Source organism: Streptomyces sp. NBC_00454 (genome assembly GCF_041434015.1).
In the GTDB taxonomy this organism is placed as follows: domain Bacteria; phylum Actinomycetota; class Actinomycetes; order Streptomycetales; family Streptomycetaceae; genus Streptomyces.
Genome location: NZ_CP107907.1, coordinates 3089347 through 3103437, shown reverse-complemented (window position 1 = coordinate 3103437; position 14091 = coordinate 3089347). Strand labels below are relative to the sequence as shown.

The following is a 14091-nucleotide window of genomic DNA, read 5'->3' as shown; positions in this document are numbered from 1 at the left end:
GCGCGGGGTCCGGGGCGGAGCCCCGGCTGGGGGTCCCCCCGGACGGAGTCTGGGGGATGGCGGAAGGGCGGGGAGGGGCAGGCCCCGCGCAGCGGTACTCACCCCGGAGTGAGTACCCGAACCCTGTCGCCGCCGAGGCCCGCGCGGGACCGTAGGCCCCATGGGAGCCACCGCAAGCGAAATCGCCGCAGCCACCCCCGCCGCACGCGACCGTTACGTCGACCTGCTCAGGGTCGCCTCGCTCGGAACCGTGATCGCCGGGCACTGGCTGATGGCCGCGGTCAGCGGCGACGGCATAGGGAACCTGCTCGCGATCGTGCAGCCGCTCCAGGTGCTCACCTGGGGGCTGCAGGTCATGCCGGTCTTCTTCTTCGTCGGAGGGTTCTCGCACGCCCTCTCCTACCGCTCCCTCGCCCGCAGGACCGAGGGGCCCGTCTACGCCGCCTTCCTGCGGGCGCGGCTGCGCCGGCTGCTGCGGCCCACCCTCGTCTTCGTCGCCGTCTGGACGGCGTTCGCGCTCACCGTGCAGCTGCTCGGCGGTGGTGGGGGGCGGCTGTCGGGGGCCGCGCTGCGACTGGTCACGCAGCCGTTGTGGTTCATCGGGATCTACCTCGCGATGGTCGCCTTCACCCCGCCCCTGCTCCGGCTCCACCAGAGGTGGGGGTGGGGCGCGTTCGCAGCGCTGGCCGGGGCCGCCGCCCTCGTCGACCTGCTGCGGTTCGCCGGCGGGGTCCCGTACGTGGAGTTCCTGAACTTCGCCTTCGTCTGGCTCGCCGTCCACCAGCTCGGCTTCCTGCGCGCCGACGGCCGCATCCGCCGCCCCGGCGCCCTCGCCCTCGCCGCCGCCGGACTGGCCGGGGCCGTCGCGCTCGTGGCGTACGGGCCGTACCCGCTCTCCATGGTCGGGATGCCCGGCGAGAAGGTCTCCAACATGGCCCCGCCCACCCTCGCCCTGCTCGCGCACGGGATCTGGCTGGTGGGGGCGGTGGAACTGCTCAAGGCCCCCGCGACCGCCTGGCTGGCCCGGCCCCGCGTCTGGCGCCGGGTGGTCGCCGCCAACGGGGTCGCCATGACCGCCTTCCTCTGGCACCTCACCGCGATGCTCGCCGTCTACGCGGCCCAGCTCGGCCTCGGGCTCCAGCTGCCGGAGCCCGCCGGAGCCCTCTGGTGGGCCCAGGTGCCGGTGAGGTTCGCGGCGGCCGCCGCGCTGACCGGCGTACTCGTGGCGCTCTTCCGCCGCTTCGAGGCCCCGGCCGCGAGCAGCGGTCCGGCCGCCGTTACGAGCAGCGGTCCGGGCCGCGCCGCCACCGGCTCCGGCCCCCGCGCGGCCCTGGGGACCGCGCTCTGCCTGCTCGGGATCCTCGGCCTGTCCACGACCGGCCTCGGCGGGCTGCTGCACGGGCACAGCGCCACGCTGATCGCCGTCCCGGTCACCGCCCCGGCGGCGATCGCGATGGCCCTGGGCGGCTGGCTCCTGGTCGAACGCTCGGGCACTTCGCGGAAGGTTAGTCTGGGGAGCTGATCCACCCCCTTTCCCTGGAGCGCTCCTGATGGCCGTCAACCTGGTCAATGTCGAGGCAGTCAGCAAGGTGTACGGAACCCGTACCCTGCTCGACGGCATCTCCCTCGGCGTATCGGAGGGGGACCGGATCGGTGTCGTCGGCCGCAACGGCGACGGCAAGACCACCCTCATCCGGATGCTCGCCAAGCTGGAGGAACCGGACACCGGCCGGGTCACCCAGTCGGGCGGACTGCGCATGGGCGTCCTCACCCAGCACGATTCCCTGGACCCCAAGGCCACCGTCCGGCACGAGATCATCGGGGACATGGCCGACCACGAGTGGGCCGGCAACGCCAAGATCCGCGACGTGCTGACCGGACTCTTCGGCGGGCTGGACCTGCCCGGCTTCGGGCAGGGCCTCGACACCGTCATCGGCCCGCTCTCCGGTGGCGAGCGCCGCCGCATCGCGCTGGCCAAGCTGCTCATCGCCGACCAGGACCTCCTCGTACTCGACGAGCCCACCAACCACCTCGACGTCGAGGGCATCTCCTGGCTGGCCAAGCACCTCCAGGAACGCCGCTCCGCGCTCGTCTGCGTCACCCACGACCGGTGGTTCCTCGACCAGGTCTGCACCCGCATGTGGGACGTGCAGCGCGGTGACGTCCACGAGTACGAGGGCGGCTACAGCGACTACGTCTTCTCCCGCGCCGAGCGCGACCGCATCGCCGCGACCGAGGAGTCCAAGCGCCAGAACCTGATGCGCAAGGAGCTGGCCTGGCTGCGCCGCGGCGCCCCGGCCCGGACCTCCAAGCCGCGCTACCGCATCGAGGCCGCCAACGAGCTGATCGCCGACGTGCCGCCGCCGCGCGACAAGTCCGCGCTGATGAAGTTCGCCAACGCGCGCCTGGGCAAGACGGTGTTCGACCTGGAGGACGTGACCGTCCAGGCCGGACCCAAGACCCTCCTCAAGCACCTCACCTGGCACCTCGGCCCCGGCGACCGCGTGGGTCTCGTCGGCGTCAACGGCGCCGGCAAGACCTCCCTGCTGCGCGCCCTCGGCGAGGCCGCCCGCACCCAGGGCGAGGTCCAGCCGGCCGCCGGCACCGTGACCGTCGGCAAGACGGTCAAGCTGGCCTACCTCTCTCAGGAGGTCGGCGAACTCGACCCGTCCCTGCGGGTCCTGGAGGCCGTGCAGCGCGTGCGCGACCGGGTCGACCTCGGCCAGGGCCGCGAGATGACGGCGGGCCAGCTGTGCGAGCAGTTCGGTTTCACCAAGGAGAAGCAGTGGACGCCCGTCGGCGACCTCTCCGGTGGTGAGCGGCGCCGGCTGCAGATCCTGCGCCTGCTGATGGACGAGCCCAACGTCCTCTTCCTCGACGAGCCCACCAACGACCTCGACATCGAGACCCTGACCCAGCTGGAGGACCTCCTCGACGGCTGGCCCGGGTCGATGATCGTGATCTCGCACGACCGGTTCTTCATCGAGCGCACCACCGACACGGTGATGGCCCTGCTCGGCGACGCGAGCCTGCGGATGCTGCCGCGCGGCCTCGACGAGTACCTGGAGCGCCGCCAGAAGATGATCGAGGCGGCCTCCCCGGCCCCCGCCGCGGGCGCCGCGGCCAAGTCCTCCTCCTCCGGGGACTCCCGCGCCGCGAAGAAGGAACTGCAGAAGATCGAGCGGCAGCTCAACAAGATGTCGGACCGCGAGAGCAGCCTGCACGCCCAGATCGCCGAGAACTCCACCGACTTCGACAAGGTCGCCAAGCTCGACGCGGAACTGCGGGAACTCATCTCGAACCGGGACGAGTTGGAGATGCGCTGGCTGGAGCTGGCCGAGGAGGCGTAGGTTCCGCCCCCGCGGGCCCCAACTGGCCGGATAACGACGGCATCACGGGCCGGTCCTCCCTTGGGAACAGGGGGTGACCGGCCCGGCGCTTTTCTCGCGGTCAGTGATAGAAAGGTCATTCTCCGACCACCCGAAGCCGAAGGTATGCGCTGATGACCGAGCCGCCCCAGCCGCCGAACCAGCCGCCGACACCTTCCGGTTACGGGCACCTGCCCGGACCGCCGCAGCCGGGTTACGGGTATCCGCCGCAGCAGGGCGACAACCCGTACGCCCAGCAGCCCCAGCAGCCGCCGCAGGGCCCGTACGGCCAGCAGCCCCCCGGCGGCTACGGCTTCCCGCCGCCGCCCCCCGGCATGCCCCCGATGCCGCCCGCACAGCCGGGCCCGCCCTCGCCGCAGAGCAAGAAGCGCAACGCGGTGATCGCGGCGGCCGTCGCCGGCGTGCTCCTCCTGGGCACCGGCGGCTACTTCCTCTTCACGGGCGACAGCAAGGGCGACGACCACCCCGTCGCTCAGGACTCCACGGCGCCCGCCGACGACAAGGCCTCGCCGTCCGCTTCCGTGGACAAGGGCGACGGCAGCGGCAACGGCAGCGGCGACAACGAGGACCTCAACGCCGGGCGCAAGCCGGGCGAGGACAAGGTCCTCTGGTTCAAGACCAGCAAGATCGACGGCCCGGGTGCCGGCGTGGACGCCAAGGGCCAGTGGGTCGTCGGCGACACCGTCGTCAAGACCGCCTGGAAGACGATCACCGGTTACGCGGTCGCGGACGGCAAGCAGAAGTGGACCCTGACCCTGCCCACCGCGATCTGCTCGGTCACCGACGGCACCACCGCGGACGGCAAGACCGTCGTCATGTACAAGGACGGCGAGTCCAGCAGCGCCACCTGCAACCAGATGCGGATGATCGACCTCAAGGCCGGCAAGGAGGGGTGGTCGCACGAGGTTCCCAAGGAGGGCCTCTTCGACATCTTCACCACCCCCGACCTCGCCCTCACCGGGGACGCCCTCGTCGTCAACCGGATGGGCATGAGCAGCGCCTTCAAGGTCAGCACCGGGGACAAGCTCTTCGACAACAAGCGAGACGAGGGCTGCCAGCCCGGCGACTTCGCCGCCGCCAACGGCAAGATGCTCGCCGTCGCCACCTGCCAGGACGCCGACAAGACCGTCGAGGTCATGGACGCCGACCCGGCCACCGGCAAGAACACCTGGATCTACAAGCTCCCCAAGGGCTTCGAGGTCAAGACCGTCTACTCGCTCGACCCGATCGTCCTCGACATCGGCAACAGCGCGAAGGAACGCTCCATCGTGGTCCTGGGCCCCGACGGCAAGCAGCGCGCCACCGTCGCCGGCGAGGGCAGCTTCCCGGTCGGCTGCGGCGGCCTCTTCGGCGGCTCCTTCGGGCGCGGCCTGCAGAGCTGCGGCTCCTCCTACGTGGACGCGAACACCCTCTACCTGCCGACCTCGGCCGATGTGGGCAAGGCGAACGAGATCGTCGCCTTCGACCTGACCACCGGCAAGCAGAAGTGGCGCACCCCCGCCGGTGACGGCCGCACCATCACCCCGCTCAAGGCGGCGGGCGGCCAGGTGGTCGTCTACCGCAAGGCGGACAGCGACAAGGGCGGCGAGGTCCTCACGATCCCGGCCGCCGGAGGCACCCCCACGGTGGTCCTGCGCAACCCCTCCGGGGCCTCCGCTCCCGTCGAGAGCTCCTTCTTCGCCCCGAAGGTGGCCTACGCGGACGGACGGCTCTTCCTCTCCGTCGACCACCTCACGGCCCAGAACAAGGACGAGAAGTTCCTGATGGTCTTCGGCAAGTGAGCCATTCCCCAGCGAACGAGTCCGCCGAGCCGCCCACCGAGAGGCAGTAGCACCAGATGAGTACCCCGCCGCCCCCCAGCCAGCCGCCGTCCGGCGGCTTCGGCGCGCCCCAGGACCCCCGGCAGGGCGGCTTCGGCGCCACCCCGCCGGTGCCCCCCGTACCGCCGGCCATGCCCTCGGCGCCCCCGCAGCAGCCGGCCCAGCCGCCGACGGTCCCGGTCGGGCAGCCCGCGGCGGGTGCGCCGCCCGCCGCGCCCGCGCCCGGTGCGCCCGGTGCGCAGCCCGCCGAGCCCGCGTACGGGTATCCGCAGGCGGCCTACGGCTACCCGCAGGAGCAGCAGCCCGCCACTACGCCCATGTACGCGGCCCAGCCCGCGGGCGCGGCCGGCGGCGCGGGCTCCGGCGGCGGCAACGAGGTCCGCACCCAGCTGATGATCGTCGGCGCGGCCGTCCTGGCCATCGTCCTCATCGTCGCGGGCGGCTTCTGGTACACCTCCGGCGACGGCAAGGACGGCGGCACGCAGCCCGTCGCCGACGGCACCTCCAGCCCCGGCACCGGCGGCGACAAGCCGGGCGCCGGCGGCTCCGAGAAGGTGCCCGCCAGCACCAAGTCCAAGACGCTGGTCAACCTTCCGATGCCGCCCTCGGACGACATCGTCCAGATCCCGGGCTCCTGGGTGACCGACTCCACCTACGTCAAGTCCGACGTGTCCAAGGTGGTCGGTTACAACCTCGCCGACGGCGCCAAGAAGTGGGAGACCCCGCTCAACGCGAACGTCTGCGGCGCCAGCCGCTTCTCCTCCGACAACAAGGCCGCGATCCTCTTCGACGCGGCCCTGCCGACGGCGGACAAGAAGTACCAGCCGTGCAACCAGGTCGGCGTCATCGACCTGATCAGCGGCAAGCTCCTGTGGTCGGCCACCGCCAAGTCCCAGACCGGCGGCGACAAGCCCGTCACCTTCGGCGAGATCACCGTCAGCGGCCAGACCGTGGCCGCGGGCGGCACCTCCGGCGGCGCCGCCTGGAACCTCGCCGACGGCAAGCCGCTGTGGGCGCCCAAGACCGACACCGACAACTGCGAGGACATGGGCTACGGCGGCGGCCCCGCCCTCGCCGTGATCCGCCGGTGCGGCCAGTACCCGAACTACACGATGTACGCGCAGGCCCTCGACCCGGCCACCGGCGCGCAGAAGTCCTCGTACAAGCTCTCCGCGGGCATCGAGTACGGCAAGATCGTCTCCACCAAGCCGCTGATCGTCGCGGCGGACGTCAACAACACCGCCAAGAACGCCTCGGGCGTCAGCGACCTGTTCGTCATCGACGACGGGGGCCAGCTCAAGGCGCACATCCCCCTCACCTCGGGCAACTACGCCATGAAGTGCGGCAGCACCGAGGTCGAGGACTGCCGCCTCGCCATCGTCGGCAACGGCAAGCTCTACCTGCCGACCGAGGACCACAAGGGCAAGGCCGAGTACGGGGACACCAACGAGCTCGTCTCCTTCGACCTGGAGACCGGCAAGCAGACGGCCGACCGCGCCGACGCGGGTGAGCGCTACACGATGATCCCGCTGCGGATGGACGGGTCGAACGTCATCGCCTACAAGGTCCCGCCCTACGACGGCGGCGGCCAGGTGGTCTCCATCGACGGAAAGACGATGAAGGAGACCCTCCTCATGCAGAATCCGTCGACCAAGGAATCCCAGCGCGCCGAGAGCCAGTACCTGCCGGACAGCGGGGAGTTCCTCTTCCACAACGGCAGGCTGTTCATCGCGCGCACGGCCGTGATGATGAAGTCCACCGTGGTCACCGACCCGTACTACTCCTTCGTCTCCTTCGCGACGGGCTGACCCGCGGCACGTTCCGCTTCAGCCACCGGAGCCCCCGGAAGGTCCGTCCTTCCGGGGGCTTCTGCGCGGTATCCGCACCACACCGTCGAACAAGCGTGTAGCTTGCCGGGTCAGAAGGGTCGGGGGTGGGTGCCTCAATGGGCGTACGGGTCATGGTGGTCGACGAGCACCGGCTACTGGCCGAGGCGCTCGCCTCGGCCCTGAAACTGCGCGGCCACCGGGTCCTGGCGGCCGCCGCCCCGGCCGCGGGCGCCGCCGAACTGGTCATCAGCCGGGCCCCGGAGGTCTGCCTGCTGGGCACCGCCACCCCCGCCGAGCCGGGGGTCTTCGAGCCGATCGTCCGGATCAAGCGGGAGCGTCCGCAGATCGCCGTGGTCGTCCTGGGGCCGGTGCCGAGCCCGCGCGGCATCGCGGCGGCCTTCGCCGCGGGCGCCTCGGGGTACGTGCGCCACGACGAGCGCATCGAGGGCGTGGAGCGGGCCCTGGCCAAGGCCCGGGCCGGGGAGGTGGCCATCGCCCCGCAGCTGCTGCAGGGGGCGTTCGCCGAACTCCTCAACCCCTCGGCCCAGCCCGACGACGAGGGCGGCAGGCTGCTGCGGCTGCTCACCCCGCGGGAGGTGGAGGTCCTGGTCCGGGTCGCGGAGGGCGAGGACACCCGGCTGATCGCCGCGGGCATGGCCATCGCGCCGAGCACCGCGCGCACGCACGTCCAGCGGGTGCTGATGAAGCTGGGCGTGGGCTCCCGGCTGGAGGCGGCCGCGCTGGCCGCCCGTACCGGGCTGCTCGACCGGGCCGTACTGCCGCGACCCGGGGCCGCTTCCCTCTGATGCGGTCCGCGGATTTCCCCGGCGGCGCGAGATCGGGTAAGCCGGTCACCAGCATGCGTACCGTGCATGCGGTCCCCGGCGAGAGGCAGTAGGCACGTGAGTGAGACGGCGTCTTCCAAATACCTGGTCACCGGCGGAGCCGGATACGTGGGCGGCGTGGTCGCCGCCCACCTCCTGGAGGCGGGCCACGAGGTCACGGTCCTCGACGACCTGTCCACCGGATTCCGCGAAGGGGTGCCGGCCGGCGCCGCGTTCGTCGAGGGCCGGGTCCAGGACGCGGCCGAGCACCTGGACCCCTCCTACGACGCGGTCCTGCACTTCGCGGCCTCCTCGCAGGTGGGGGAGTCCGTGGCGAACCCCGGCAAGTACTGGGCGAACAACGTCGGCGGCACCATCGCCCTGCTGGCCGCCATGCGCGAGGCGGGCGTGGCCAAGCTGGTGTTCTCCTCCACCGCCGCGACCTACGGGGAACCGCGCGGCGACGGACCCCTCAGCGAGTCCTCGGTGACCGCGCCGACCAACCCGTACGGGGCTTCGAAGCTGGCCGTCGACCACATGATCGCGGGGGAGTGCGCGGCCCACGGCCTCGCGGCGGTGTCCCTGCGCTACTTCAACGTGGCAGGCGCCTACGGGCGGTTCGGCGAGCGCCACGACCCCGAATCGCACCTGATCCCGCTGGTCCTGCAAGTGGCCCTGGGCGACCGGGAGTCGATCTCGGTGTTCGGGGAGGACTACCCGACCCCGGACGGCACCTGCGTGCGCGACTACATCCACGTCGCCGACCTGGCGGAGGCCCACCTGGCCGCGCTGCGGGTCGCCGCCGCCGGGGAGCACCTGGTGTGCAACCTCGGGAACGGCAGCGGGTTTTCGGTCCGCGAGGTCATCGAGACCGTCCGCAAGGTCACCGGCAGGGAGATCCCCGAGATCCTCGCCCCGCGCCGGGCCGGTGACCCGGCGGTGCTCGTCGCCTCCGCCCGGACGGCCCACGAGCGCCTCGGCTGGACCCCGAGCCGCTCGGACCTCACCGGGATCGTGACGGACGCCTGGGACTTCCTGCGCGCCCACCGCGCCGACCGCACCCGAACCAGCTGACCCGTACGGGACTTCGGGCACTGCGGTGCCCGCGCGCCCCCGTGCCCGTGCGCCCTGCGGCGTCGGCGGCGGGGGCGTGTGCGTGTTCGGGGTGCGCCGTGAGCGGGCGCTGTGCGCGGGCGCCCGGCGTGCACACGCCGGGTGAAATGCACCCCGTGCAACTGCCCGTGGCACACCCCGGTCCGGAATGCTTCTTCCGGGCTTTGCGGGCAGTCGATTTCAAGCCACCACAAAGCTCCCCGGAGGACGCCCCGCCGGAAAATCCCTCGAAAAACTTCTGCAATTCGGCCAACCACGAGACGCCCCCGGCCCTACGCTGATGCGTGACACCGGTGGGGGCCGGTGTTGATTCAGGGGTCGAGACAAGTCGGGTACGACGTCCGGTCCGGGGTAGTGCAGATATGTCACGGCGGCGGCCGCGGCGACTGCGGATCACCCGGTCCGGGCGCCGTACCCGCAGCTGTCCGTTCCCCGACCCTTGGGGGTTTTGTGGTCCGTATCCGGGTACTCGTGGTCGACGATCACCGCATCTTCGCCGAATCTCTCGCCGCCGCACTCGCGGCCGAACCGGACGTGGACGTGTCCGCGGCCGGCAGCGGCCCAGCCGCGCTGCGCTGCCTCGAACGCGCCGTCACCGAGGGCCGCCGCTTCGACGTGCTCCTGGTCGACGCCGACCTCACCGCCGCCGCCGGAGCCGTCCCCGCCCAGCGGGAGGCCGGTTCCGGGCCGCAGCCTCCCGGCGCCGACGGGATCGCCCTGGTGGCGGGCGTGCGGGTCTCGCACCCCGGGGTCCGGGCGGTGGTCCTCGCCGAGCGCGACGACCCGCGCCGGGCCGCCCTCGCACTCCAGGCAGGGGCCTCCGGGTGGGTGGCGAAGGACTGCTCGCTCTCGCGGCTCCTCGCCGTCATCCGCGGAGTCCTGCGCGAGGAGACGCACCTTCCGCCCGCGCTGCTCACCGGAGTGCTCCGTGAACTGACCGCGGCACGAAAGCACCGTACGGACAGCGAACGGCTCGTGGAGTCCCTGACGCCGCGGGAGCACGAGGTGCTGCGCTGCATGGTCGCCGGGCTGGGCCGCAAGGACGTGGCCGCGCGGCTGTTCCTCTCCCCGCACACGGTCCGCACCCACATGCAGAACGTGCTGGGCAAGCTCGGCGTCCACTCCACGCTCGCGGCGGTCGCCCTGGCCAGGCGGGCCGGCGTACGCCCCGCGGACCTGCCCGGACTGCCCGGCATGCCGGGCCCCGGGCTAGCCGGGGAGGTTGTCGAACGGAGCGGTCAACTGGCGTAGCAGCGCGGCGAGATCGCCACGCTGGGTACGCGAGAGCTGGGCCAGGATCGCCCGCTCCTGGGCCAGCAGCCCGGCGAGCGCCTGGTCGGCGCGGTCACGGCCCTCGGGAGTGAGCCGGACGAGGACCCCGCGCCGGTCGCTGGGGTCGGGCAGCCGCTCGACGAGGCCCTTCTTGGCGAGCCGGTCGATGCGGTTGGTCATGGTGCCGGAGGTGACCAGGGTTTGGGTCAGCAGTTGGCCGGGGGAGAGCTGGTAGGGCGCGCCCGCGCGCCGCAGCGAGGTCAGGACGTCGAACTCCCACGGCTCCAGGCCGTGCTCGGAGAAGGCCAGCCTGCGGGCGCGGTCGAGGTGGCGCGCGAGCCTGCTGACGCGGCTGAGCACCTCGAGTGGTTCCACGTCGAGGTCAGGGCGTTCCCGCCGCCATGCCGCGACCAGTCGGTCGACCTCGTCCTCCATGTCGATCAGTGTAAAGGGTCTGTCGACATGAAGTCTCTTCAAATCGAGTATCTCGAGATCGTGTATCTTGACGTCAAGATATATTCTGCGCCAGCATGGGGCATGGAGGGGGCCGGAGCGGCTTCCGCTTCCGACCGCATTGCCAGCAAGGAGGCTCGAACATGCATTCCGACACCGCATCCGCCAGCGTGCCCACAGCACCCACGGCATCCACGGCACCCACCTGGGACCCGCAGCAATACCTCCGGCACGCCGGGCACAGGGCCCGGCCGTTCCTCGATCTCCTGACCCGCATACCGGAGCTCCCCTCCAAGCAGGCCCGGATCGCCGACCTCGGCTGCGGCCCCGGCAACGTCACCGCACTCATCGCCGACCGCTGGCCCGAGGCCCGCATCACCGGATACGACCTCTCCCCGGAGATGCTCGACCGCGCGAGCGCCGAGTACGCCGGCCCCACCAGCGGCGGCGGCCGGCTCGACTTCCGCCACGGAGACCTGGCCGACTGGGTCCCCGAGGAGCCCTACGACCTGATCGTCTCCAACGCCGCCCTCCAGTGGGTCCCGGGCCACCCCGGATCCTTCGCCGCCTGGATCAACGGACTGCGCCCCGGCGGCACCTTCGCCTTCCAGATCCCCGGCAACTTCACAGCCCCCAGCCACCGGATCCTCGCCGAGCTGTGCGACACCCCGCGCTGGCGGGCCCGGCTGGCCGGACACGGGGCCCGCTACATCCACATCCTCGAACCGGCCGGATACCTGGAGCGGTTCACCGAGCTCGGCTGCACCGCCGACGTCTGGGAGACCACGTACTACCAGCTGCTCGAAGGCCCCGACCCGGTGCTGGACTGGGTCAAGGGCACCGCGCTGAGGCCCGTCCTCACCGCACTGGGCGAGGACCGCGAAGCCGTGGACGCCTTCCTCGCGGAGTACCGCACCCTGCTGCGCCACGCCTACCCGCCGGGCCCGCGCGGCACCGTCTTCCCCTTCCGGCGCATCTTCGCCGTAGCCCGCAAGGAGGCCTGACCATGCTCGCCGCGGTCGACCACGTACAGCTCGCCGCGCCGCCCGGATCGGAGGACCGGCTGCGCACGTACTACACCCACGTGCTCGGTATGACCGAGATACCCAAGCCGCCGTTGCTCGCGGCCCGCGGCGGCTGCTGGTTCGCCGCCGGGCCCGTCCAGCTCCACCTCGGCGTCGAGGAGGACTTCCGCCCCGCCCGCAAGGCCCACCCGGGGCTCAGGGTCACCGGCATCGAGGCGTACGCGAGCAGACTGGAGGAACGCGGCGGGCAGGTCGTCTGGGACCACGACCTGCCGGGCCACCGCCGGTTCTACTCGGAGGATCCGGTCGGGAACCGGCTGGAGTTCCTGGAGCCGGAGGACCCGCGACCCGCCGCCGGCTGAGGCCGCCTGTATCTGCGCGCATCTGCCCACACCCGCGCACGCACGACGGCGCCCCGCCACCGGAGATCCGGTGACGGGGCGCCGTCGTGCTACGGGAGTGACTACTGCAGGTCCACGTACGCGTTCCAGCCGCCACCGAGGGCGATGCGGGCCCCGAAGGTGTTCATCCCCTTCAGGCCCGAGGCCTTGTACAGGTACCCGCTGCCGGAGGAGTCGACCGCGACGATGTCGGTAAGGCCGTCACCGGTGATGTCGCCGACCGCGGCCAGCTTGTTCATGCCGTTCCAGCCGGAACCGACCTGGATGCGGTCGCCGAAGCTGGAGGCGCCCTGGGCCGGGTAGACCCACAGCGTGCCGTCGTTGCCGCGGGCGATCAGGTCGGCGCGGCCGTCGCCGGTCACGTCGCCGGCGCCGAGGAGCCGGTTGTAGATGCCCCAGCCGGCGCCCAGGCGGATGCGGTCACGGAACTGGTAGCCGTTGCCGATGCTCGGGTAGAGCCACATCACGTTGGAGTTGTCGCGGGCCAGCAGGTCACCGAGACCGTCACCGTTGACGTCGCCCACGCCGACGAGGGAGTTGTAGATGTCCCAGCCGCCACCGACGAAGTTGTTGTCGCTGTAGAGCTGGCCGCCGCCCCAGATGAGCCAGTTGCTGACGTTCTGGTGGCCGAACGAGGAGGCCACGGTCATGCCGACCAGGTCGATCGGCGCGTCGCCGCTCTCCAGGACCTGGTCGCGGTCGAAGAAGCCGCCGTTCATCTTGCCGGAGTAGGCGAAGACGGCACCGTCGCCGGTGCGGGCCATCAGCTCGGAGCGGCCGTGCGCGGCGATGCCGCCCTGACCGGCGAACAGGTCGGTGTACTCCCAGCCGGTGCCCATCTTCTGGCGGTCGGTGAAGCCGCCGGCGCCGTCGGAGGGGTAGCCCCACATCGTGCCGCTCTGGTCGCGGGCGGCGATCCAGGAGGGACCCGTGGCGGAGGTGAGCAGCTGGAGCTGGTTGTACATGTTCCAGCCGAACCCGCTCTGGACCCGGTCGCCGAAGGCGCCGTTGCCGGTGCCCGGGTAGACGTACAGCCCGCCGGACGGCGTGACCGTCACCAGGTCGGGCTTGCCGTCGCTGTTGAAGTCGCCGCCGCCGAGGATCTGGGAGAACATGTCCCAGCCGCCGCCGAGGGAGATCCGGTCGCCGTACGGGCTGCCCGAATTGGCCGTGCCGTTGCCCGGGTACAGGTACAGGGCGCCGCCGGGCGTGCGGGCCAGCAGGTCCGCGTTGCCGTCGCCGTTGAGGTCGCCGGCCCCGACGACCTTGTTGTAGATGTTCCAGCCGTTGCCGTGCCAGCCGGTGCGCTGGGCGTCGTACTTGCCCGCCGTCAGCAGCGACAGCTGGCCGTCGACGGAGAGCGTCAGGAGCTCCGGGTGCCCGTCGTGGTCGAGGTCGCCGGGCGTGATGACGTCCTTGAAGTCCTCGTCGTACTTGGAGCCGGCGGCGGCGCCGGAGACGATGAACTCCGGGTCCGTGGTGTCGTTGAAGGTCTTCAGGTACGTCTTGCCGCTGAGACCGCGGTACAGGATGTCCTGGTAGCCGTCCATGTCGACGTCGAGCAGCGGGGTCACCGCGGCGGCGCCGACCCTGGCCTTGGTCGTCGCCGGGGCTGCCGGGCGGGTGCCGGTGGCGCGGTCGTCGTGCTGCGGCCGCTCGGTCTTGGCCGTGGGGACCGGCTTCTCGGTCGCCGAGACCGGGCCGGAAAGGATCATGCCCGCCGCGAGGGCGAGGGCGGTGCAGGCCGCGATGCGGCCGGAGCGCGTGGAGCGCATGAAAGACAAGAGGTCTCCCTGGTAAAAAATTCAGGCGAAACCGGGCTGAACGCACTCGTCACGGCGCGCGGAAATACTGCGCTGCACGTGGGACGGCATTCCCCCCCGGGAAGTAAGCGAAGACTACCTGCGTGGCAGGGGTTGCCATAGTGGTTTAGCGCGCCACTTTTGATCGCGTTCAGAACGCAGC

General features: G+C 71.6%; 11 protein-coding genes. 9 read left to right on the top strand and 2 right to left on the bottom strand.

Annotated elements, in window-relative coordinates; translation table 11 throughout:
* The first annotated feature begins 160 nt into the window (after window positions 1-160).
* The 7 genes from OHU74_RS14260 (at window position 161) to OHU74_RS14230 (ending at window position 10226) form a co-directional block, all read left to right on the top strand.
* Window positions 161-1522 (top strand): acyltransferase, encoded by a 1362-nt coding sequence (locus tag OHU74_RS14260; protein ID WP_371616243.1) that lies wholly within the window; start codon window positions 161-163, stop codon window positions 1520-1522.
* A 28-nt stretch (window positions 1523-1550) separates the two neighbouring features.
* Entirely contained in the window at window positions 1551-3350 is a 1800-nt protein-coding gene (locus OHU74_RS14255) for an ABC-F family ATP-binding cassette domain-containing protein (RefSeq protein WP_371616241.1), read from the top strand.
* A 152-nt stretch (window positions 3351-3502) separates the two neighbouring features.
* On the top strand, window positions 3503-5170 hold the full coding sequence (locus OHU74_RS14250; protein ID WP_371616239.1) for a PQQ-binding-like beta-propeller repeat protein: 1668 nt from the start codon (window positions 3503-3505) through the stop codon (window positions 5168-5170).
* 56 nt (window positions 5171-5226) lie between these two features.
* On the top strand, window positions 5227-7017 hold the full coding sequence (locus OHU74_RS14245; RefSeq protein WP_371616238.1) for a PQQ-binding-like beta-propeller repeat protein: 1791 nt from the start codon (window positions 5227-5229) through the stop codon (window positions 7015-7017).
* A gap of 137 nt (window positions 7018-7154) precedes the next feature.
* Window positions 7155-7844: a LuxR C-terminal-related transcriptional regulator gene (locus OHU74_RS14240; protein WP_330300932.1), complete on the top strand. Its 690-nt coding sequence runs from the start codon at window positions 7155-7157 to the stop codon at window positions 7842-7844.
* 96 nt (window positions 7845-7940) lie between these two features.
* The gene (gene galE, locus OHU74_RS14235) at window positions 7941-8936 is read left to right on the top strand and encodes a UDP-glucose 4-epimerase GalE (protein WP_371616237.1); all 996 of its coding nucleotides are present in this window, start codon (window positions 7941-7943) and stop codon (window positions 8934-8936) included.
* 489 nt (window positions 8937-9425) lie between these two features.
* Window positions 9426-10226, top strand: coding sequence for a response regulator transcription factor (locus OHU74_RS14230; protein ID WP_330296762.1), 801 nt, complete (start codon window positions 9426-9428; stop codon window positions 10224-10226).
* Here the strand turns inward: OHU74_RS14230 and OHU74_RS14225 are convergent.
* Window positions 10185-10682, bottom strand: coding sequence for a MarR family transcriptional regulator (locus OHU74_RS14225; protein WP_330296761.1), 498 nt, complete (start codon window positions 10680-10682; stop codon window positions 10185-10187). The genes OHU74_RS14230 and OHU74_RS14225 overlap by 42 nt on opposite strands.
* Window positions 10683-10843: 161 nt before the next feature.
* Here OHU74_RS14225 and OHU74_RS14220 point away from each other — a divergent pair, with 161 nt between their 5' ends.
* Both OHU74_RS14220 and OHU74_RS14215 read left to right on the top strand, forming a co-directional pair.
* On the top strand, window positions 10844-11704 hold the full coding sequence (locus OHU74_RS14220) for a trans-aconitate 2-methyltransferase (RefSeq protein ID WP_371616236.1): 861 nt from the start codon (window positions 10844-10846) through the stop codon (window positions 11702-11704).
* Between the two features lie 2 nt (window positions 11705-11706).
* Window positions 11707-12087 carry a VOC family protein gene (locus OHU74_RS14215; RefSeq protein WP_371616235.1) on the top strand — a complete coding sequence of 127 codons (381 nt, stop codon included), beginning with the start codon at window positions 11707-11709 and terminating at the stop codon, window positions 12085-12087.
* Between the two features lie 101 nt (window positions 12088-12188).
* On the opposite strand, the gene OHU74_RS14210 is transcribed toward OHU74_RS14215, so the two are convergent.
* On the bottom strand, window positions 12189-13901 hold the full coding sequence (locus OHU74_RS14210) for an FG-GAP repeat domain-containing protein (RefSeq protein WP_371616234.1): 1713 nt from the start codon (window positions 13899-13901) through the stop codon (window positions 12189-12191).
* Between the last annotated feature and the right edge of the window lie 190 nt (window positions 13902-14091).

Bases quoted from the DNA above. Each gene is read 5' to 3' on its own strand.
- OHU74_RS14260 (WP_371616243.1), top strand. From the start codon at position 161: ATGGGAGCCACCGCAAGCGAAATCGCCGCAGCCACCCCCGCCGCACGC.
- OHU74_RS14255 (WP_371616241.1), top strand. From the start codon at position 1,551: ATGGCCGTCAACCTGGTCAATGTCGAGGCAGTCAGCAAGGTGTACGGA.
- OHU74_RS14250 (WP_371616239.1), top strand. From the start codon at position 3,503: ATGACCGAGCCGCCCCAGCCGCCGAACCAGCCGCCGACACCTTCCGGT.
- OHU74_RS14245 (WP_371616238.1), top strand. From the start codon at position 5,227: ATGAGTACCCCGCCGCCCCCCAGCCAGCCGCCGTCCGGCGGCTTCGGC.
- OHU74_RS14240 (WP_330300932.1), top strand. From the start codon at position 7,155: ATGGGCGTACGGGTCATGGTGGTCGACGAGCACCGGCTACTGGCCGAG.
- OHU74_RS14225 (WP_330296761.1), bottom strand. From the start codon at position 10,682: ATGGAGGACGAGGTCGACCGACTGGTCGCGGCATGGCGGCGGGAACGC.
- OHU74_RS14220 (WP_371616236.1), top strand. From the start codon at position 10,844: ATGCATTCCGACACCGCATCCGCCAGCGTGCCCACAGCACCCACGGCA.
- OHU74_RS14215 (WP_371616235.1), top strand. From the start codon at position 11,707: ATGCTCGCCGCGGTCGACCACGTACAGCTCGCCGCGCCGCCCGGATCG.
- OHU74_RS14210 (WP_371616234.1), bottom strand. From the start codon at position 13,901: ATGCGCTCCACGCGCTCCGGCCGCATCGCGGCCTGCACCGCCCTCGCC.